General features: G+C 62.3%; 18 protein-coding genes. 1 reads left to right on the top strand and 17 read right to left on the bottom strand.

Annotated features, from left to right (window positions below; all coding sequences use genetic code 11):
* Positions 1–46: 46 nt before the first annotated feature.
* The 17 genes from AC07UR_RS28955 to AC07UR_RS28875 form a co-directional block, all read right to left on the bottom strand.
* Entirely contained in the window at positions 47–1450 is a 1404-nt protein-coding gene (locus tag AC07UR_RS28955; RefSeq protein WP_173419439.1) for an NAD(P)/FAD-dependent oxidoreductase, read from the bottom strand.
* Positions 1451–1452: 2 nt separating this feature from the next.
* On the bottom strand, positions 1453–2316 hold the full coding sequence (locus AC07UR_RS28950) for a PfkB family carbohydrate kinase (protein WP_173419438.1): 864 nt from the start codon (positions 2314–2316) through the stop codon (positions 1453–1455).
* Complete coding sequence (locus AC07UR_RS28945; RefSeq protein WP_209792170.1) at positions 2313–3080, bottom strand: sugar phosphate isomerase/epimerase family protein; 768 nt, start codon at positions 3078–3080, stop codon at positions 2313–2315. The genes AC07UR_RS28950 and AC07UR_RS28945 overlap by 4 nt, the downstream gene beginning before the upstream one ends.
* A gap of 11 nt (positions 3081–3091) precedes the next feature.
* Complete coding sequence (locus AC07UR_RS28940; protein WP_209792172.1) at positions 3092–3952, bottom strand: carbohydrate ABC transporter permease; 861 nt, start codon at positions 3950–3952, stop codon at positions 3092–3094.
* Positions 3949–4914, bottom strand: coding sequence for a carbohydrate ABC transporter permease (locus tag AC07UR_RS28935; protein WP_173419435.1), 966 nt, complete (start codon positions 4912–4914; stop codon positions 3949–3951). The genes AC07UR_RS28940 and AC07UR_RS28935 overlap by 4 nt, the downstream gene beginning before the upstream one ends.
* Positions 4915–4927: 13 nt before the next feature.
* Positions 4928–6253, bottom strand: coding sequence for an ABC transporter substrate-binding protein (locus tag AC07UR_RS28930; RefSeq protein ID WP_209792174.1), 1326 nt, complete (start codon positions 6251–6253; stop codon positions 4928–4930).
* Between the two features lie 84 nt (positions 6254–6337).
* On the bottom strand, positions 6338–7351 hold the full coding sequence (locus tag AC07UR_RS28925) for an SIS domain-containing protein (RefSeq protein WP_173419433.1): 1014 nt from the start codon (positions 7349–7351) through the stop codon (positions 6338–6340).
* Positions 7352–7520: 169 nt separating this feature from the next.
* Positions 7521–8543 carry a LacI family DNA-binding transcriptional regulator gene (locus AC07UR_RS28920; RefSeq protein ID WP_209792176.1) on the bottom strand — a complete coding sequence of 341 codons (1023 nt, stop codon included), beginning with the start codon at positions 8541–8543 and terminating at the stop codon, positions 7521–7523.
* Positions 8544–8651: 108 nt separating this feature from the next.
* Entirely contained in the window at positions 8652–9383 is a 732-nt protein-coding gene (locus AC07UR_RS28915) for a GntR family transcriptional regulator (protein WP_173419431.1), read from the bottom strand.
* A gap of 353 nt (positions 9384–9736) precedes the next feature.
* On the bottom strand, positions 9737–10606 hold the full coding sequence (locus AC07UR_RS28910) for a DMT family transporter (protein WP_327795886.1): 870 nt from the start codon (positions 10604–10606) through the stop codon (positions 9737–9739).
* 7 nt (positions 10607–10613) lie between these two features.
* Complete coding sequence (locus AC07UR_RS28905) at positions 10614–11585, bottom strand: amino acid ABC transporter permease (protein WP_209792178.1); 972 nt, start codon at positions 11583–11585, stop codon at positions 10614–10616.
* A gap of 30 nt (positions 11586–11615) precedes the next feature.
* Positions 11616–12896, bottom strand: a complete 1281-nt coding sequence (locus tag AC07UR_RS28900) for an NAD(P)/FAD-dependent oxidoreductase (RefSeq protein WP_173419428.1) — start codon at positions 12894–12896, stop codon at positions 11616–11618.
* 61 nt (positions 12897–12957) lie between these two features.
* Positions 12958–13785, bottom strand: coding sequence for a transporter substrate-binding domain-containing protein (locus tag AC07UR_RS28895; RefSeq protein ID WP_173419427.1), 828 nt, complete (start codon positions 13783–13785; stop codon positions 12958–12960).
* 302 nt (positions 13786–14087) lie between these two features.
* Complete coding sequence (locus AC07UR_RS28890; RefSeq protein WP_173419426.1) at positions 14088–15215, bottom strand: NAD(P)/FAD-dependent oxidoreductase; 1128 nt, start codon at positions 15213–15215, stop codon at positions 14088–14090.
* 42 nt (positions 15216–15257) lie between these two features.
* Complete coding sequence (locus AC07UR_RS28885) at positions 15258–16265, bottom strand: Gfo/Idh/MocA family protein (protein WP_209792180.1); 1008 nt, start codon at positions 16263–16265, stop codon at positions 15258–15260.
* A gap of 21 nt (positions 16266–16286) precedes the next feature.
* On the bottom strand, positions 16287–17795 hold the full coding sequence (locus AC07UR_RS28880) for an amino acid ABC transporter permease/ATP-binding protein (protein ID WP_173419424.1): 1509 nt from the start codon (positions 17793–17795) through the stop codon (positions 16287–16289).
* Between the two features lie 60 nt (positions 17796–17855).
* Complete coding sequence (locus AC07UR_RS28875) at positions 17856–18692, bottom strand: ABC transporter substrate-binding protein (protein WP_209792182.1); 837 nt, start codon at positions 18690–18692, stop codon at positions 17856–17858.
* 227 nt (positions 18693–18919) lie between these two features.
* Between AC07UR_RS28875 and AC07UR_RS28870 the strand changes: the two genes are divergently transcribed.
* Positions 18920–19990 (top strand): LacI family DNA-binding transcriptional regulator, encoded by a 1071-nt coding sequence (locus AC07UR_RS28870; RefSeq protein ID WP_209792184.1) that lies wholly within the window; start codon positions 18920–18922, stop codon positions 19988–19990.
* Positions 19991–20031: the final 41 nt, after the last annotated feature.

The following is a 20031-nucleotide window of genomic DNA, read 5'->3' as shown; positions in this document are numbered from 1 at the left end:
TTCCCGCTCCATTTTTATTGATTTCACCCGCGAGGACACCGCACCGTCAGGGCGCGAGCCCGGCCAGGAACCGCGTTATCCGATCCGGCTTCCTGTTCTGGATTTCGAGGTCATTCTTCCGGCGTATGGCCCGACGGACGACCCTGGCCCCCGCGTAACGCAGGGGTTCTGGCGGCAGCCGCGTCCGTCTGTCGATGCCAACCAGTCCGCACCGGCTCCACACATCGTCGCGGCCGAGGACAAGGCTTGCCATGATCTTCCCGGCAACCGGCGCTTGCGCGATGCCCGTGCCGTTGAAACCCATGGCATAGAAGATGTTCGGGTGGTCCCTAAGGCGATCAAAAACCGGCAGGTGCTGCGCCGTGCAGTCGATTGGTCCAGTCCAATCGTAGAGGACTGGCACCCCTTTGAGTTGCGGATAGACCCTATGCATTTCGCGGATATTGTCCACCCCCGCATCCCCGCTGCGGTTGAATCGATGGTCGATGCGGTCACCAAAGGAAATGCCGCCCGTGCCACGCCCGAAGATGACCTCGCCGCTTGGCGTTCGCTGATAATAGAGCACGTGATGCTGCGCATCGCAGATCGAGGCGCCATCGGTCCAGCCGATTTCGTCCAGAACATCAGGTGCAGGTGCGGTGGCAATGACCTGGCTGCTGACAACATAGAGATAAGGGTGCAGTTCCGGAATTGCCGACAGCCAGGCGTTGGCGGCAAGGATCACCTTGCCAGCAGACAGAACGCCTTTTGCTGTGCGCAATTGCGGTCTGTCGCCCGGCACGATTTCGAGCACCGGACTTTGCTCGCGAATGACGACGCCCTTGGAAAGGGCGAGCCGGCGCAGGCCGAGGGCAAGCTTTGCAGGCTGAACGGTCCCCGCCCTCTCCTCGACGATGCCGGCATAGGAGGAGGCGGAGCCCGTGCGGAGCAGGATTTCTGTGCTCTGGAGTGGCCGGAAGCGCTCTTCGCCAATCGTACGGCACACGTTGCAAGCTTGCACCCAGGCGCCTTCCTGCGCTGTCGAGCTTGCCGTCCACAGCCAGCCATCGAGCCGCAGATCCATGTCGATGGTGCCTGCGGCCTGCAGACCGCTCAGTTCCTCGATGGCCTCGGTGGTCGCCCGGCACAGCATGAGCGCTTCATCTTCACCCACAAGCGCCCGCAGCATGTCGATTTCCGCAAACCAGCTGTGAACCTGGCCTCCATTTCGGCCCGAAGCACCCGACCCGCAGAAGTCAGCCTCGAGAACGGTCACGCGCGCCTGTGGGGCTTCCTCTTTTATGCGGAGAGCCGTCCAGAGACCGGCATATCCGCCGCCGACGATCGCCACGTCGCAGACCTCGCTGCCGTGCAACGGAGCGGTGACGGCGTCCGCATCGATGCTCTGCAGCCAGTAGGAGCGGTCCCCCTTTGCTGCTGCCACAGGCGGCCTCATCTTGATGACGTTCATGCTCAAGCCCTTTGTGTCGTGCGGATAACGCTGTCGTACTTGTCCAGCAACCATTGGGGAATTGCCTGGATCGGCTGGGGAAACCCACCGAGATGCGTGCAGGTTTCCGCTGCCCTCGCGGCAGAACGGTCAAGAGCCGCCTCCCCGGAAAGCGTCTCGAAGAAGCGCGACACGAGGAAGGTAGCGATGAAACTGTCCCCCGCGCCGCAGGTATCGACCACGGCGACCGGCACCGAGCCCGCCTGAAACAGCGTGCCGCCATCGTCATGGAAGGAACCGCGCCTGCCGCAGGTGATCACAACTTGGCGCGCGCCCGCCGCCTTGAACCGCGCGATCAGCGGCTCGACCGGCTCGCTAGGGTCTTCAGGGCCGGAAGCGAAGACCAGCGGCACACCTTCGAGCGGGAGGTCGAAATGCCGCGTGGAGACATCAATGCTGAATGTCACGCCATCGGCAACGAGGCGGCGGACCAGCCGCTCGCTCGAATTGGTACCGAGATGCACCCAGTCGGCCTGCAACAGCGCCGCGTAGCGTTCCGCGTTCGGGAAATAGTCCTCGCCGACGCCGAGCGACTCTAAGAGAAAGCGCCGCTCGCCGGCATCGTCGCTCAGGAGCGTCACGGCCGAAGCGCCCGGGCGTATTTCGACATCGGCCCGGGCGAGGCCCGCATCCTCAATGGCGCCAAACATGATCTGCGCTTCCTCGTCCGGTCCGAGCGCGCCGAAATAACGGGCATTCAAACCCTGCCGGCGCCACTGCACGGCGACATTGAGGGCATTGCCGCCCACAGTGACGAAGCCCTTGCTCAGATAGGCGTCGAGGCAATTGTCGCCGATGGCGATCAGGGTAGGATTGGCGTTCTTCATGCTTGTTCCGCTTGATTGAAATGAGGGGCAACCGCGTCGAGGCACCGCCGCCAGTTGGAAACGGGATCGAGCGCAGAGCTTCCGTTGCCGAAGGGCTCGAACGTCAGCGTGCCGGTAAAACCATGCGCGCCGAGTTCGGCGAGATAGTCGCCCAGCGGCAGGTCGCCGTCACCCCAGGCGAGATGCCCCGCCGTCGCCATGACGACAAGATCGAGAACCACGTCGATATGCTCGTCGTCGAGCGCACGCCACAGGGCGTAAAGCTCGTTCGCATTTGTGACGATATTGCTTTCGACGCGTTGTAGCGGCTCCAGCAGGCAGGACACGCCAAGGTTTCTGGCATGCGCCGCAATCCGGTTGATGGATGCGACCGAATGCGCAAGGGCGATGTCCCGGCTTTCGCACTCGAAGCCACGGCCAGGCGTTAGGAAGAGGTAAGTCGCGCCGAGCTCGGCGCAGATGTCGGCGGCGTGCAGGAAACGCCCGACGCTCGCCTCGCGATTGGACCTATGGCCCGAGGCGATGTTGACCGGATAGAGAACCTGCTCGGGGGTGAAGCAACGGACCGTGAGCCCGTTGTCGCTGAGGATCGCCTTCACCTCCGCCAGTTGCGCGCGGCTGTCGTGGAAGAGGTCGAGATGGGGGGCGATCCCCCACAGTTCCATCCGGTCGAACCCCATGGCGCACAGGTGCTCGGCAGTCCAGCGGAACGGATGGTGCTGAAAGGAGAAGTTCGCACCGATGAGCTGTTTGCGGTTCAACATGATGCCCTGCCCTATTTTCCGATGCCCTCGGCAAGCCCGCGGATGAAGAAGCGCTGGGCCGCGAAGAAGGTGACGACGATGGGAAGCGCCGAGAGCGTCATCGCCGCGAAGACGACGGCGTAGTTCGTTCCGTGCTTCGCCATGATAGAAGTGAGGCCGACGGGCAGCGTCTGGAGGTCCGCGCCGCTGGTGAAGATCATGGCGAAGAGATATTCGTTCCACGCGAAGAGCACATGCAGGATCACGCAGGAGACCAGGATCGGCTTGCACAGCGGCAGCGTCACCCGCCAGAAGATCTGGCCTTCGCTCGCCCCGTCCATGATGGCCGCCTCGTCCAGATCGCGCGGCAGTCCGAGCATGTAGGCGCGGATGAGGAAGGTCGTGAAGGGAATGCGGAAGGCGGTATAAAGGATGATCAGCGCCCAGTAGGTGTTGTAGAGGCCGAGCTCCTGCATCATGCGCACGAGCGGGATGACCGCGACCGTCGGGCTCAGCATGAGCCCACCGAGCACGATGCCAACGAAGAGCGGCTTTCCCGGCAGTTTCGAGCGGGTCAGGCCATAGGCTGTCCAGGCGCTGATCAGCACCGTGCAGACGGCCGACCCGAGCGTGACGATAACGCTCGTCGCGATGTAATTCCGGATGCCCTGGTTCCAGGCCGAAATATAGTTCGCAATGCTGAAGCCGCTCGGCAGTGAAAAAGGGTTGCCGAAGATTTCAGCATTGGTCTTGAAGCCATTCATCGCCATCCAAAACAACGGATAGAGCACGACGAAGCCAAGGCTGACGAGGAAGGTGACGAGGCAGGTCTTCGCCAGCACGGCGGCGAAGTCGGTGCGCTCGGTTTCCCGCGGCTGATAAGAGACGCTCACAGGTCGACCCTCCGTCTCTTGGTGTACCAGAGCTGCGCGAAGCCGGTGATCAGCGTGATGACGAAGATGACCGTTGCGATGGCCGCGCCATAACCGAAGTCGTTTTCGATGAAGCCCTGCTGGTATAGCCATGTGCCGAGCACCTGGCTGCTGTTGTTCGGCCCGCCGCCGGTCATCACCATGACCTCGTTGAAGACCTGGAAGGCGCCGGTGATCGTGACGATCACCATGAGGCCGGTCATTTCGCGGGTAAGCGGAAAGGTGATGTTCCACAGGCGCCGCCAGGTGCCTGCCCCGTCCATGATCGCCGCATCGTAGAGTTCGCGCGGGATCTTCTGGATCGCGATGGCGAACAGCAGCGTGGAATATCCAAAGCCCTGCCACTGGCTCATGGCGATGATGGCGTAGATCGCGGTTCCCTCCTCGCCGAGCCAGGCGCGCGACCAGTCCGCAAGCCCGATCTGCGTCAGCGCCGAATCCAGAAGGCCGATATCGGGCTGGTAGATGAAGTAGAACAGGAGGCCGGTGACGGTGATCGAGATGGCCGAGGGTATGAAATAGACGGCGCGCCAGAACCGGCGCCATCTCTCTTCGCTCAGTCCCTCGATGAGCGCGGCGAGCACGAACGCACCGAAAACCTGAAAAATGACGGAGATGACCGCATAGAGCGTGTTGTTGACGATCGCCGTCAATACGACCGGATCGTCCTGCAAGCGCCGGTAATTGTCGAGCCCGACGAAGTCGGTCTGCCCCGTGAAGATGTCCTGGTTCCGCGTGCTGACGAGGAAGTTGTCGATGATCGGGTAATAGACGAACCAGAGGATCAGGACGAAGGCGATGAGGACCCAGCGGAAGGACAGGATCCCGGCGATCGGACCGAGCCGGTCTTTTTCAGGCCGGCCCGGCCCGGCGAAGCCGATTTTGACGGCTCCACCTTTGTAGTCTTGCTTCATGACAGTCATCGTCGGCCTGTTCCTACTTGGACGAAGCCGCCGCTTCCTTGACCCGTCCCATGACCTCTTCAGGTGTCATGGTGCCGCCGATCAGCGCCTGGAGGCCCGAAAGCCAGGCTGCCGCCACGCGCGGCGGATTGGCCGTGTCGAGCCAGGGCATGAGATAGGAGGAATCGGCGATCACCTTCAGGCCGTCGACGACCGCGGGGTTCATGGCATTGGCGGAATAGCCGCCGATCGTCGCGCTCGGCTGGCCGTAGGGCGGCGCCGAAAGCACCTTGCCGTTGTCGGCCGAGGTGACGAACCGCATGAAGTCGATCGCCAGCGGAATGTTCTTCGAGGCGGCGCTGATCATGTATCCCTCGGGCGCGCCCTCGATAGACTTGACGTCGCCCTTGGCGTCGGCGGGCGCCGGCAGCTTGAAGAAGCCGAAGTCCCCGCGCTTCAGCGCGCCGTCGGCCGTCGCTTGGTCGAACTCGATGATCTCCTGGTAGTACATGGCGGACTGGCCGTTACTGAACTGCTGCAGGGCCGTGGCATAGGAGGAGCCGTTGGTGCCCGATCCGTCTGAGCATTCGTCGATCAGCTTCTTGAACTGCGTCAGGCTGGCGACGTAGCCGGGATCGGCAAATTCCGCCGTGGCCGGGACGAAGTCCTTTTCGAGCGTCGCCTGCGGCACGTTGTATGCGAGCAGTTGCCCCGCATAGTGCACGCCCGGCCAGCCCTCCTTGTTGCCAAAGGAAACCGGCGTGACGCCGGACTTGCGCAGCGCAGCGCAGGCACCCAGGAGCTCGTCGAAGGTCTTGGGCTCGGAAACGCCCGCCTTTTCGAACAGGCTCTTGTTGTAGCCCATGAACTTGGCGTCGAGATAAAGCGGAATGCCGTAAAGCTTGCCGTTGTACTGGAAGGCGGAGACGGCGGCGTTGGCGAGCGTCTTGCCCCATTCGGTTTCCGGCCCGATGACCGGCGTCAGGTCGACGGCGCGGTTGCCGCGCACGAAATTCTCACCCCAGCTTCCCGTCCAGGTGAAATAGACGTCGGGCAGCGAATTGGACGCCACCAGCGCCTTCGTCTTGCCCTTCACGCTGTCGTCGCTCTCCTGAATGAGTTCCACTTTCACGCCGGGATGCAGCTTTTCGTATTCCTGGGCGGCATTGACGAAGAAGGGGGAGAGCTGCTGCAGGCCGAATTTCGTCAGCACGCTGACCGTGCCGGAATATTCGACCGCGGCATTGGGATCGGCAATGACGGGATCGGCCGCGCCCGCACCGCTGACGCCGCCGATGACGAATGCGGCCGCGACAAGCGACCCGAGGCTTGTCGTGCTCAAGAACGTGTTGGTCTTCATTTCGCAGTTCCTCTCTCTTCTTTCGTTACCTGGGGCATGCAAGACGGCATCCCGGTCCGGCGCGTTCGCCGGACCGGGCGAACCTCAGTATTCGACGCGCTTGTAGTAGCGGCGCGTCGTCAGCGGATGATCGCGCAGGACTTCCAGGTGGGCGCTTAGGCGCTCCAGCATGGTCGCAAGGAGGACCGGGGAGATCACGCTGCGGGTCTTGGCGGAAACGCCCGGCAGGCTGGCGGACGCCGCATCGAGGACACGCACCTTGTCGGTGTAGCGCCGGGCGAAATTCTCGACACGCTCGGCGAGCGGCCGGCAAGCATCCTCGCCCTTGAAGATGAACAGGCTGACACCCGGCTCCAGCAGTTCGAGCGTGCCGTGGAAGAAGTCCGACGCATGGACCGGGCGGGTGCGGATCCACTGCATCTCTTCGAGTATGCACATGCCGTAATAGTGGGCTTCCGGCCACGCGGCGCCCGCGCCCGTGAAGATGTGGTAGGTCTCGTCCTTGATGTCCCTGGCGAGAGCCGCGGCATCCGCCTCATAGCCTTCCTTCACCGAAACCAGCAGCTCCGGCAGCAGCTTGAGTTCTGTCACCGTCGCATCGAAATCGGGATATTCGCCGCGCTCGGCCAAAAGCGCTAGGACGATGATCAGGGTCTGCAGATAGAAGGATTCCGAGGAGGTATCGTCCTCGGCAAAATTGGTGAAGTTGTGGTCGGCGTCACGGCCGAGCGGCGTGTCCTTATGGCCGGTGAGCGACAGCGTCCTGACGCCACGCTCCTTGAGGAAGGACAGAAGCTGCACGCTTTCCTTGGTGGTGCCGGACAGCGAGGGCAGGACGACCAGCGCCTTCTCGTTCAGGCCGGCCGGGGGCTCCAGCACGACCTGCGCCGAATAGGCCGCCGAAACCGGGAATACCGTCAAAGCGCGCGCAAGCTCGATGGCAGGCTGGGTGAGGAACTGCACGCCGCCGGTCCCCATGAAGAAAATGCGTTCCAGACCGTCGTCGAGCATACCGCGCATCAGGGCGCGCATGTCGTCGGCGATTGCGACTGCGCCGCTTTGTATCTTCACAAAGCGATCTCTATCAAAGTTGAGCATTTGTACCTTCCCGTTTTGCGCTGCGCGAAATCGCCTTCGAAGCGAGGTGACGTGCCTGCGCGAATAAACTTTGAGACGATGTGAGATCGATCTCACATATATTTAACGCATAAGACTTTCGCGCTGGCAAGTGGGCGTCTCGATTTTTTTGAGGCGGGGGTTGCGGCGCTCAGATGACGCTGCGGCGGCTGACAGAGCCGCGTACTATCAGCTTGGTTTCAAAGCGGATTTTCTGCGGCGCCCCGTCCTTGCCGGCGAGCCTTTCGAACAGCACCCGGGCGGCCGCGCGGCCGATTTCGGAGACGGGCTGCGAGACGACGGTAATCTGCGGATCGGTGAAAGTCGCCAGATTGAAGTCGTCGAAACCGATGAGCGAGACGTCGTGCGGGATGGAAACGCCCATGGAACGGAAGGCCAGGAGCGCGCCCTGGGTCATCAGGCTGTCGACGGTGAAAAGCGACGTCGGCGGGGACTTCTGGCTGAAGAGCCGTATGGTCGCATCGACCGCATGCTCCACGGTGGATTGCGACACGGCGACCATACGGTCGTCGGCCGCGATCCCGGCGGCGGCGAGCGCCGACCTATAGCCGCTCCTGCGCTCGCGTGAGGTAAAGATACGCATGTCGTCCTGCAACAGGCCGATGCGGTTATGGCCCATGCCGATCAGGTATTCGACGGCCTTGCGCGCGCCGCCCTCGTTGTCGACGACGACGCTGTCGCAATCGACGCCCTCGGCGACACGGTCGATCAGCACCAGCGGCACGTTCTCGTCGATCAGACCCTGGAGGTGGGCGTTGTTGCCCTCCGAGGTCGGCGCGACGATGAAGCCGCGGATGCTGAGCGACTGGAGGCTCGCCAGAAGGGAAATTTCCTGCGCCAACTCCTCCTCGCTGCTGCCGATGACGAGATTGTGCCCGCACTCGCGGGCGAGGACCTCGATATCGTGCGCGATGCGGGCGAAGAACGGGTTCTGGATATCGCCAAGGATGCAGCCGACGATCGGCAATTGCCCGCTGCGCAGCGCCTGGGCGAGGCGGTTGCCGCGATAGCCGAGCTTTTCCGCGGCCGCCTGGACCTTCTGGGCGGTTTCGCCGCCGACATATCCGTAACTGTTGAGAGCCCGGGCGGCCGTTGCGCGCGACACATTGGCCAGCGCCGCCACATCCTTCAAAGTCGCCGGTTTCCGAACCATGTCACCTCCAATCGTACGAGCAGGACGCTTCGCGATCCCCTTGTAGCTTCGGGCAGCCGGTTCGCCTAGTCATGCGAGTGACGCACGGTTCCTGCCCCTACAGCGATGTCATTTACGAACGAGGCTGAAGGAGAAATGGCTGCCGCGATGGTAGTCGATGGCGTAGTTCACCGGCGCGCCGGCGGCGTTGAAACAAGTTTCGGTGATGAGAAGCGCCGGGCCGAAGTCCTTCAGACCATGACGCTCGACCACGTCGTCCGGCAGCATGACGGCGGAAACGCTGGCCGCCGACATGCGCGGGCGGTTGCCGTGTTCCTCCATGAGTTGCATCAGCGAGCCACTCCAGTCGATGTCGTAGAGGCGCCCTTCAATGAGGCTGCGCGGCATGTAGTCGATGCAGTAGAGGATCGGCTCGTCCTCGTGCAGGCGGATGCGCTCGATACGGATCACGCGGTCAGCCGGGCCAAGCCTTAGGCTCTCGGCGACGCACGCGTCCGGCGCCTCCTCGGAGATCGAAAGCACCTTGTTGACCGTCCGGTAGCCGTAGTGCCGCGCCATGTCCGTGACGCTCTCGAAGACGGTGATCGGTCGATCGACCTGCACGGCCGAGAGCGCCGAGACGAACCGGCCGCGGCCGTGCTCGACATTGATCACATCGTCCTGTTCGAGCAGTTTCAGCGCCTCGCGCAGCGCCGGCCGGGAAATCTTGAACCGCTGCGTCAGCTGTGCTTCGGTCGGCAACCTGTCGCCCGGCCTCAACCCTTTATCTTTGATAAGATCGGCGATCCGGTCCCGGAGCTGGACAGCGAGGGTGCGTGAATCGCGAAGGGGTTCCTCCACCGGCGTGCCTCGTCATTCATTGTCGTTGCAACTTCCTTGTCTGACAAATCCGGGATGGTCAAGTGTATGGCGCATGCAGAAACCGTGCTCAAGATGTTGCACTTCCAGCCGCCGGATCTCCAAGGGTCGTCTTGACAGGCGACATCCACAATGTCCGTTGTCTTACAACTTTTTCATCCATGGCGATGAAGACATGTCCATGCTGAACTTCGACGAACAGTGCTCCCTGCGCATCCAGTCGGGCGTCTCGGCCTGCAGAACTGGATCGAAACGGTGATTGTCTCCTGCCTTTCGGCGGGCGCAGAAACATCTGCTTGCCCGGCACAGCCTCAGTAAACCCACTGCCCTCAAGGCTATTTCAGGACAAGCCAGCCGGACAGGATGATGATTGCCGCGCCCAGCAGCGTGTACAGCTCTAACGGCGTTGCGAAGAGGAACATACCGTAGAAGCAGCCCCAGATGATTTGACTGTACTGGAACGGCGCAACGACCGAAGCCTCGCCAACACGGAAAGCGCGCACCAGTAACGCATGTCCGCCCAGCATCAAGGCACCGCCTGCGACTGAGAAGCCAAGATCGGAAAGGCCGAGCGGAGCTGGCTCGCCCGAAACAGCCGCAACCGCGAAGGCGACAGGCGTCATGACGACGAGCAGGCTGGCAACCAGCGCTTCATCCGTTTCCGCCACCTTCGCCCGGCGCAGCAGAATCAACGACAGCGCAAAAAACACGGCGGACCCAAAGGCGGCGAGATGGCCGAGATTGAGTGGCGCGACGCCCGGTTTCAGCGCCACGACGACGCCGGCAAAGCCGATCAGTACACCGGCCCAGCCGATGCGCGACAGCCGCTCCCTGAGGAAGACGAAGCTCAGCATCGCCACCAGGATCGGCGTCAGGAAGGCGATAAGATAGGCTTCCGCAAGCGGCAACTTGGCGAAGGCGTAGTGGATCAGCAGCGTATCGAACGCCAGCAGCAGCGCTCGCCAGAAAGCGAGCGACGGCTGGCGGGGGATGAGGCGGCGAAGACGGCCGGTTGCGAGTGCATGGACCAGGAGCAGAAGGAGAGCTGCAATGGTGACGAAAAAGGTCACCTGTGGCGCCGGCATCGTTCCGGCCATGATCTTGACGATCGCATCGGTTGCGGAGAACACAAAGAAGGCGGCGAGCACGAGCAGCGCTCCACGACCGTTCGACGGCACGACCGGAGTGCCGTCGCTGTCTGCCACGGATGCCTCAGCGGACATTGAAGCGGCCAAACCTTTCCTCGATGCGGGACTGGGCATATTCCAGGCAAATCGAAAGGGTCCAGTAGATCATGGAGGCGGTGATCAGCATCTCGATATGCCGGAATTCCGTCTGGCCCTGGGTGCGGGCGAGATACATGATTTCCCAGACGCCGACGACAGAGACCAGCGAGGAATCTTTCAGCATTGCGATGAACTGGTTGCCGGTCGGCGGGATGATGACGCGCATGGCCTGCGGCAAGATGACCAGCATCATCGTCTGCGCCGGGCTGAGACCGAGCGCGGTCGCGCCCTCCGTCTGCCCGCGATTGATGCTCTGGATGCCGGCGCGAAAAATTTCCGTCATGTAGGCGCCGTAGCAGAGCGAGAGCGCGAGAATGCCGGCCGGTACGGCGCCGATCACGTACCCCACCTGCGGTAGGCCGAGATAGATGATGTAGATTTGCATGAGCAGCGGCAGTCCGCGGAAAAGCGACGTATAGAACGTTGCAAGCCCGTAGATCACGCCATTGTTGGAGAGTTTCGCGATGGCGCCAGCCAGCGCGATGATGGTGGCGATGACGATCGAAATCGCCGAAATGAAGAGCGTCGTCGTCACGCCCTGCGTGATGAGGAAGCCGATCTTCTTGGCGATGAAGGCGAAGGAAAGATCGAAGGAGTAGAAGAACAGCATCAGGAGCGCGAACAGCTCGAGCCAGACGGCGACAATCTGCTGGCGGCGTGACAGTTGGCGCAACGCCTTCCAGTTGGCGGCGACGATGAGCGCGATCAGCACCGACGAGACGACGCGGCTGATCGCTGGGTTCGCCTTCAGCCAGTCTGTCGAGGACGGCAGAACATGGCCGATCCAGGCGGAACTGACCCCGAGGGCGTAAAGGATCGCCACGACGATCGCAAGGATTAGCAGGCCGCCGGCCCTGCGCGACGCTTCGGGATAGGTGAGTATCAGTCGACCAATCATATTCCGCCCCCTTTTTAATGTAGAAGCTGCTTAAGCCGCACGCTCGCGCCACCAGTCCTGCGCCTGGAGTTTCCAGTAGGTGAGCTGTGCCACCGCAAGCCCGGCAAGGCCGCCGGCCCAGACGAGACCGAAAGGCTCGTAAAGCTTGTAACGTTCGCTTGTCCCCAATATGCCCTCGGCAATGACCTTGCCGCCGATCGCCGTGGTATTGAGGCCGTGACCGCCAAAGGCGGTGCAGTACCAGACGCCAGGGCTCATACGTCCGATCTGAGGCATCAGGTGACGGGCATAGGACATCAGGCCTGACCAGGCGAGCTCCGTCTTGAGTCCGGCAAGTTGCGGATAGGTATCGACCATTTCGGCCCGCAGTTCCTTGACAAGGCCAGCGGTCGAGGCAGCGTGTGTGGTGATACGCCCGCCCCAGAGGATCCGGCGGCCGCCGTCGACGAGACGGTAGTAGTCACCGGCCCGGCGGTTGTCGCCGATGGCGTTCTTCGTGGCGATCGCCGTGGCGATCAGCTCCGGCGCCTCCTCGCTGACCATCACATAGGTGGCAATCGGCAGATAGGAACGCTTCAACTTGCCATTCAGCGAACCGGTATAACCACCCGTCGTGAAAACGACGTCACGGGCCTTCACCTCGCCCCGTGCGGTTTTCACACGTTTTTCGGAACCGGAAGAATCGACCGAAGTCGCCGGCGACTGCTCGCAGATGCGCCCACCAAGCCGCTCGATCTCCGCCGCGATGGCACGCAGATAGTTAAGCGGGTGCATATGGAAGGCAGTCGGATTGCGCAATGCCTGGAAGTAGCGCTCCGATTTCAGCACAGCACGCACGGCGTCGCGGTCCATGTATTCGAGCTCGTAGCCGTATTCGCGGCTTATATCCTCGGCATAGGCCTTGAGGCTCGCGCTATCGTCGTAACGCAGAACGCTCACGATGCCCGGCTCTGGCTTCGCATTATCGATGCCGAGCGTCTTGATGTTCTCGCGGATGAATTCCATGCCTTCGACGGAGAGAAGGTGCAGCTTGCGCGCCGCATCCTTGCCCGTTACGCGGGCAATGTCGCCGCCGCCGGTCGCATAACCGGGGCTGACGAACCCGCCATTGCGGCCGGACGCTCCGAAGCCCACGCTCTCGGCCTCCAGCACCGTGACGCACTTGCCGGCGCGAGCAAGCTGCAGCGCCGTCGAAAGGCCGGCAAGGCCGCCGCCGACGATGACCGCGTCACATTCGACCGTACCCGAAAGGGCTGGTCGCGCAGTCCGGTCCGCCATCGTTCGTTTATAGTAGGTGTCTGGATAAGTCATCGGCATGCGCCCCCCTTCGAATGAAAGGGTGCGGGCGAAAAGACGCCCGCACCGGTGTTTATCAGTCGGCGCTGTAGTCCTTGCCATACCACTTGGTGGTGAGCTGGCCGAGCGTGCCATCCTTCTTCATCTCTTCGACGATACCGCCGACCTTGGCCGTCCACTCCGGGTCGACCTTCTCGGCGATAACGACCAGCGGCTCACGGAAGGCATATTCGCCTTCGAGAACCTTGACCGGATAGCCATTCTTCATGGCATTCATGGCGGTCTGCTCGGGTGCGATTACCGCATCGAGGCGAACGCCAGCGCCGAGGCGAAGGTCGTCGAAGGGCAGCATGGAATCGGCGAAGGTGCGGACCTCACCCGGTTCCAGCTTATATTCGATCGGCGGCAGGCCCGGAGCGTCGATTTCCAGCTTCCGGTTGATGAAATCTTCCGAGGTCGTCGCCGTTTCGACGCCGATCACCTTGCCGTTGAGGTCGGTGACGATCTTGGCATCGCTGTCCTTGTGCACGACGTACACATAAGGGCTGTAGTAATAGATGCCGACGAAATCGATCACTTGGGCGCGTGCCTTAGTGGGCGTGACCGAACCGACACCGAGGTCGTAACGGCCCTGCCAGCGACCGCCCGTGAGCGTCGCCCAGTCCGGCGTCTCGAAGCTCACCTCGACGCCGAGGCGCTTGGCGATCTCGCGCGACACGTCGATGTCGAAGCCGACCATCTCGTTGCTGTCATCGAGATAGCTCTGGGGCGGCCAGCCGCTGTTGGTGGCGACGACCATCGCCTTCTTTTCCATGACGCGATCCAACGTCTCGCCAGCATGGGCCGATACGGCGGCAGCGACAAAGGCAACACCTACGGTCAGTCGCATGAAGAGCTTTTTCATGTGGTCCTCCTTGTGATCCGTCAGTTTGGATCCCCGTTTATGTAAGATGTCTGACAACAAAAGAGTCTCAACAGCCGCTACCGCGAGTCAAGTGGCCACCGTTTCCGATTCATGAAAGAACGAGATCAACACATGTCTCATAGATATGAACTGGCCGATCTTTCGATCGGCCAGTTCATATCAAACCATTTACTTCGATCGAGTGTGAACTGGCAGGACACGCATACCGGTTAATCGTCGCGCCTCATGACGACAAAACGCGCACCCTGGTACGGGGTCTGATTTGTATCGCGGCCTTCGTATTATGACTTGAACCGATCCGGGCGGAAGGGAGCGAGCATGGGGTGCTCAGCGCCGGTCGCGACCTCGTAAGCAAGCAGTTCGCCAACGATGAGGCCGAGCGTCGCGCCACTATGACTGAAGGCGATGTAATAGCCAGGGATGGCCTTGAGGGCTCCCAGCACTGGTTCGCCGTCGCCGGGGATCGGCTTGCCGCCGACGCCGATGGAAGCAGCCTCAAGCTGTGGGTTGCCCTCCATCACCTTGGATGCCTCCGCCAAAAGGGCCTCAACCACCGCCTCGTCGATCTCGTAACCACCATCGTCACGAACCTTCACGCCCTCGTCGGCCGCCCAGTCGGCGTCCACCGAGAAGGTGCCGCCCGGCGCCGGACGCACGGCGACGCGCGGCGTGTTGAGGACGGCGCGCAGGGGATGGGCGAGTGGTTTGGTCTGCACCAGCAGGGCAGTCGGGGTTCCGTCGCCAATTGTCTGCCCCGCTTCAGATGCCATCTTCGGCACAGCCGGACCGGTGGCAAGGACCACAGCATCCGTCAGGAAGCGGCCGCCCGTCGATGTTTCCGCGCCGACTGCCCGACCGCCCTCGATCACGACCCGTGCCGCACCCTGATCGGTTACAAGCGCGCCGCCGAACAAGGCAAACTCCTTGAGCAGCAGGTCGATCAGGACCGGCAAGTCGACCCAGCCCTCGCCCGGGTTGAAGATCGCGCCCTGTGGCGTGATCGCACTCGCATCAAGGCCTGGCGTCACTGTTGTGACATCAGTTGCCGCCAGATGCCGGGCATCGTAGCCGAGCGAAACCTCGTGGCGGTAGGCAGCATCGACCTCGTTTCGTTCGTCGTCTGCATCCCAGGTAAGGCCGCCGTCGAAACGAAGCCAGTCCGCATCAGGATGCCGCGCGGAAAGGGTGCGGTAGCGGTCAATGCCGGCCATGCGTAGACGATGATACGGCTCCGAGCGCATCCGCGCCGAATTCAGCCAGGAGAGCGAGCGGCCTGACGCGCCATTGGCCGGCGGGCCGTCGTTGATTATCGTGACGCGAATGCCGCGCCGGGCGAGCTGCAGGCCGGTAGAAACGCCGAAAATGCCGGCGCCGATGATCACCGCCGAGGTGATGGTGTTGTCGTTCATGGTCATGTCTTTCAATCTGTTGGTCATGTAGATCCGAGAAAATCAGGGCGACTCCCAGCGCCCGCTCTCCGTCGACCGAATGAGGGCGTCAATCGCCTTCATGTTGGCGATGGCATCGTCCAGGCTCAAGGAAAGCGGTTCACCGGAAAGAATAGCCGCAGCGAAGGCGTCAGCCTGTTGGCGGTACTGGTCGATCGGCTCGATGGCGATCTCCTCGCGCCCGCCGCCAAAAAGGTCGCGGCCGTCATCGACCATGATCACGGTCGCCGCATCCGTCGGTGCGTTGAACGGGATCGGAATTTCGATCCGGCCGCGGGTGCCGAGGATCGTCACCTTCTGGGTCAGCGAGAGTTGCGTCGCGCAGGTGAAGGCAAGCTGCCGTCCGCCGGGGAACGCTAGGAGTCCACTCGTCAGCCGGTCCGTGCCGAAGACCGGATCGCGGTCCATCAGGGCGATCGCCCGGAGCGGCTCGGCACCGAATAGGAAGCGGGCCGTATTGATGGCGTAGCACCCGACGTCGAACAGCCCACCACCACCGATATCGACCTGGTTTCGCACGTTCTCCGGATCCTCGAGATAGTAGGAGAAGATCGTTTGGATCGCCCTCACCTCGCCAAGCCGTCCCTGTGCGACAAGGGCTAGGGCCTTCTTCCATTGCGGATGATGACGCACCATGAAAGCTTCGGCGACCGGCAGGCCGGCCGACTTTTGCGCTGCCGCCAGCGTCATGGCTTCTGCGGCATCGAGCGCAATCGGCTTTTCGCAGAGTACCGGCTTGCCGTTTTCCAGCGCCTTGATCGTCAGCGGCACATGCAAATGATTAGGTAGCGGATTGTAGATCGCATCGATCTCGGGATCGGCCAACAGCGCTTCGTAGCTCCCATAAGGCTTGGGAATTCCGAACGCCGCCGCCGTTTCTTCCGCTTTCCTCAGGTCGCGCGAGGCGATGGCAGCAACCCTCCCCAGCCGGCTCGACTGGATGGCCGGGATTACCGCCTTGACGGCGATCCCCGCGCAACCCAGCACGCCCCATCGTATCGTGTGTGTCATGGTCTTCTCCTTGCGCCGGGCTCAGAGCACTTCCGCAAGGAAACGCTGAAGGCGCTGACTTTGCGGATTGTCGAAAATCGCCTCGGGCGTTCCAGCCTCCACGACACGTCCCTCGTCCATGAAGACAACCTGGTCGGCGACACGGCGGGCAAAGCCCATTTCATGCGTGACGACGACCATTGTCATGCCACGGCTGCCGAGATCGGCCATGAGGTTGAGTACGCCCTTGACCAGTTCGGGATCGAGCGCGCTCGTGACCTCGTCGAACAGGATGACCTCAGGCTCCATCGCCAGCGCGCGGGCAATGGCGACACGCTGCTGCTGGCCGCCCGAGAGTCCGCCCGGCCGGTGATGCTGACGGCTGGCAAGGCCGACATCGGCGAGCCGCGCCTTGGCAATGCGCTCGGCCTCGGCATTCGGCAGCCCCTTGATCTTCGTCAGCGACAGCATGACGTTTTCGAGCGCAGTGTGGTCCGGGAAGAGGTTGAAGTGCTGGAAGACCATGCCCACCCGACGGCGCAGCCGCTCCGGCTTCATGGCGAGGATACTTTCACCGTCGATCAGGATATCGCCGCTCTTCGGCTCGACGAGCCGGTTGAGGCCGCGCAGAAGCGTCGACTTGCCGGAACCGGACGGGCCGATGATGCAGGTGACGCTGCCGGGCTTTACCGAAAGATCGACACCCTTCAGCACGTCCAACTCGCCATAGGCCATGCTGAGTTGGCGGACGTCCAGGCTACCGCCCTTGAAGCTCGCCCCGGAGGTACGGCTCGCAGCATCGAGCTCGCTGACTTCTTCCAGCCCGCTGGTGATGATTGCCGGCCGCTGCTTGCCGAGTCTTAGGCGATTGTCGATCGCGTTAACAACGTGGGTGAGCGGCACGGTGACGACCAAGTAGAAGATGCCCGCAAGCAGCAGCGGCGAAAGATTGCCGGTCACGACGGCTTGATCCTGGCCAACGCGAAAGATCTCGCGCTCGGAGGCCAGCAGGCCGAGGAAGTAGACGAGACTGGAATCCTTCACGTTGCCGATGAACTGGTTGACAAGCGCCGGCAGCACGCGGCGCACGCCCTGTGGCACGACGATGAGCCGCATGCCCTGCCCATAGCTCATCGAGAGCGCCCGGCAGGCTTCCATCTGGCCGCGCTCAACGCTCTGGATACCCGAGCGGAAGATTTCACCGATATAGGCGCCGGCAATCAGGCTGAGCGCCAGAATGCCGAGCGGATAAGGCGAAGGGCCGAACAGTTCGCGGCCGATGCGCGCAAATCCCTGGCCGATTAGCAGGATGGTGACGATAGCGGGAAGACCGCGAAAGACATCGGTATAGATGCGGGCCGGTATGCGCAGCCAGGCCGAGCGCGAAATGCCCATGATGGCGAGCACCATTCCGATCACGACGCCGAGCACTGTGGAGGCCGCCGCAAGGATCAGGGTATTCTTCAGCCCGACCGTGATCATGGTCGGCAGGACTTCGGCCATCGCGTTCCAGTCGAGGAAGCTACGGCGCAGGTTTTCAAGCCAGTTCATCAGGGGATCCCTTGAAAGAAAGGCCGGTCCGACCGGGAAAGGCCGGACCGGAAGTCGGCATCACTGCTTGGGAAGGTATTGATCCGGCATCGGCGTGCCCGGGAACCATTTTTCGTGCAGCGTCTTCCAAGTGCCGTCCTGCATGGCTGCCTGGAGCCCCTTGTTAAGCGCGCCGCGCAGTGCGTCATTGCCCTTGCGGATCACAAAGCCGGCTGGCGCGTCAAAACTCGGAATGTTGACCGCAACCTTCAGCTCCGGATAGCGTGCCGCGTAGTCCTTGGCCGCTTCGTAGTCGAGGAAATGGGCATCGACCGTGCCGTTGTTGAGCGCGGAGACGGCGGAATTATTGTCCGGGAACTTCACGAGGTCGGCACCGGTGAAATTTTTCTCGGCGTAGATTTCCTGCAGCGTGCCCTGGACGACGCCAAGGCGTTTGCCCTTGAGGCCAGCAGCGTCGGTGATGCCGGCATCCGATGTCAGCACGGTGAGGAAACCAGCGAGATAGCCATCCGAGAAATCGACGGTCTGCTTGCGCTTATCCGTCGTACCTATGGCGGCCGCCGCGACATCGAAGCGGCTGTTGGCAACCGAAGGCATCAGGGCGGAGAATTCCTGGCCGGTGAAGATCACCTGCTCCTTCTTGAAGCCCATGCGCTCGGCAACGTTGAGGAAAAGCTCGATGTCGAAGCCGGTGAAGTTGCCGTCGGCGGTGGTGAAGGCATAGGGCTTGGCATCGCCCATCGTGCCGACGCTGATCACGGCCGGATCGATCAGACCGAGGGAATTATCCTGCGCTACGGCCGGTGCCGTTACGCCTGCAATGACGCCGAGGGCGATTGCGACGGCGGTCGCCCGCATGCAGGCAAGGGGGGAAGTGATGGCGTCTGATAGTTTCATCGATTTCGTCTCCTCTGGTGGTGTTCTCTGCGATGTTTTCAAGCCGCACGGGTCCCACCCGGACGACGGTACGACCCGCTCGTCCGGCCCATGCCATCGCATGCCGGGATTTCGCTATTCTCACTATGAGACCGGTCTCAAGCAAAAAGAGACCGGTCTCTTTGACTTTTCTCAATTGTTATCTTCGCATTTGCCAGTCGTCAATATCTCTTGTATGGCTAACTTCCATGGACCAAAGCCCGCCCCGATCCTCCTCTGTCACGGTCGCCGATGTCGCCCGCAAGGCGGGCGTCTCGAAGGCCACCGCCGCGCGGGTTTTGGGAGGCTATGGAACCGTGAGCGACCATGTGCGCGATGCCGTGACCGCCGCTGCCCGTTCCCTTAACTACCAGCCGAACGAATTGGCCCGCAGTATGACGACGGGGCGTTCCGGCACGATCGGCGTGGTGGTGGGCGATATCGAGAATCCGTTCTTCAGCCTGGCGATGCGCGGTATCACCGATGTCGCCCGGCAGACCGGCTTCACCGTCATCCTGATCAATTCTGGCGAAGACGCCGATGCGGAAAAATCCGCAATTCGAACCCTGCTTGCAAAGAGGGTGGACGGCCTCATCGTCTCGCCGGCCAAGGAGAGCGATGCCGACCATTTGCGTGAAGCCGCCCGCTCCGGCCGGCCGCTCGTGCTGCTCGACCGCGGCAGCGAAACGCTCGACATCGACACCGTGATCGCCGACGACCGGCACGCCGCAGAAAACATCACACGCCGGTTCATCGCGCTCGGCCACCGGCGTATTGCTTATCTCACCGCCTGCGACACTCCCGATCACCGCTTCCGTGCGCCGACCGACATCAATACCGGCTCGGTGCGCCGGCGGATCGAGGGTTTTCTCGATGTCTGCCAGAAGGCTGGCCTCGAGCGAATGGAAGACTGGGTGCATGTGGGCGCCGTGACGCCGGAACACACCTACCGTATCGCCACCGTCATGCTCAAATCCTCGCGGCGTCCGACAGCGGTCATCGCATCCGACAGCGTGATCGGCCTTGAAGTCTTCAAGGTCTGTCGCGAACTTGGCCTCACTATTCCAACTGACCTGTCGCTGGTGTCGTTTCACGACGCGGACTGGACGTCCGTCACGACACCGCCCGTCACGGTCGTGCGCCAGCCCGTCTACGGCCTTGGCGAAGCGGCGGCCAAGCTATTGGTCGAGCGGCTTAACGGAAACAGCGCGGAGGCGACGCGCGTGGTCCTGAAGACGGAAATCGTCGAGCGCGCCTCCGTGGCCACCGCGCCCGCATAGACATTCGGCGCCGTCAGAAATGGACCCCAAGCCGCAGGCCG

The organism is Ensifer sp. GW821-FHT05G01 (assembly GCF_059419585.1).
Note: the sequence above shows the minus strand (reverse complement) of the source record. Positions and strands in the feature narration are given on the sequence as shown.

Coding starts and splice junctions, on each gene's coding strand:
- AC07UR_RS28895 (WP_173419427.1), bottom strand. CDS start 13,785: ATGAAAAAGCTCTTCATGCGACTGACCGTAGGTGTTGCCTTTGTCGCT.
- AC07UR_RS28930 (WP_209792174.1), bottom strand. CDS start 6,253: ATGAAGACCAACACGTTCTTGAGCACGACAAGCCTCGGGTCGCTTGTC.
- AC07UR_RS28945 (WP_209792170.1), bottom strand. CDS start 3,080: ATGTTGAACCGCAAACAGCTCATCGGTGCGAACTTCTCCTTTCAGCAC.
- AC07UR_RS28870 (WP_209792184.1), top strand. CDS start 18,920: ATGGACCAAAGCCCGCCCCGATCCTCCTCTGTCACGGTCGCCGATGTC.
- AC07UR_RS28875 (WP_209792182.1), bottom strand. CDS start 18,692: ATGAAACTATCAGACGCCATCACTTCCCCCCTTGCCTGCATGCGGGCG.
- AC07UR_RS28920 (WP_209792176.1), bottom strand. CDS start 8,543: ATGGTTCGGAAACCGGCGACTTTGAAGGATGTGGCGGCGCTGGCCAAT.
- AC07UR_RS28935 (WP_173419435.1), bottom strand. CDS start 4,914: ATGACTGTCATGAAGCAAGACTACAAAGGTGGAGCCGTCAAAATCGGC.
- AC07UR_RS28900 (WP_173419428.1), bottom strand. CDS start 12,896: ATGACTTATCCAGACACCTACTATAAACGAACGATGGCGGACCGGACT.
- AC07UR_RS28890 (WP_173419426.1), bottom strand. CDS start 15,215: ATGAACGACAACACCATCACCTCGGCGGTGATCATCGGCGCCGGCATT.
- AC07UR_RS28955 (WP_173419439.1), bottom strand. CDS start 1,450: ATGAACGTCATCAAGATGAGGCCGCCTGTGGCAGCAGCAAAGGGGGAC.
- AC07UR_RS28905 (WP_209792178.1), bottom strand. CDS start 11,585: ATGATTGGTCGACTGATACTCACCTATCCCGAAGCGTCGCGCAGGGCC.
- AC07UR_RS28925 (WP_173419433.1), bottom strand. CDS start 7,351: ATGCTCAACTTTGATAGAGATCGCTTTGTGAAGATACAAAGCGGCGCA.
- AC07UR_RS28885 (WP_209792180.1), bottom strand. CDS start 16,265: ATGACACACACGATACGATGGGGCGTGCTGGGTTGCGCGGGGATCGCC.
- AC07UR_RS28950 (WP_173419438.1), bottom strand. CDS start 2,316: ATGAAGAACGCCAATCCTACCCTGATCGCCATCGGCGACAATTGCCTC.
- AC07UR_RS28880 (WP_173419424.1), bottom strand. CDS start 17,795: ATGAACTGGCTTGAAAACCTGCGCCGTAGCTTCCTCGACTGGAACGCG.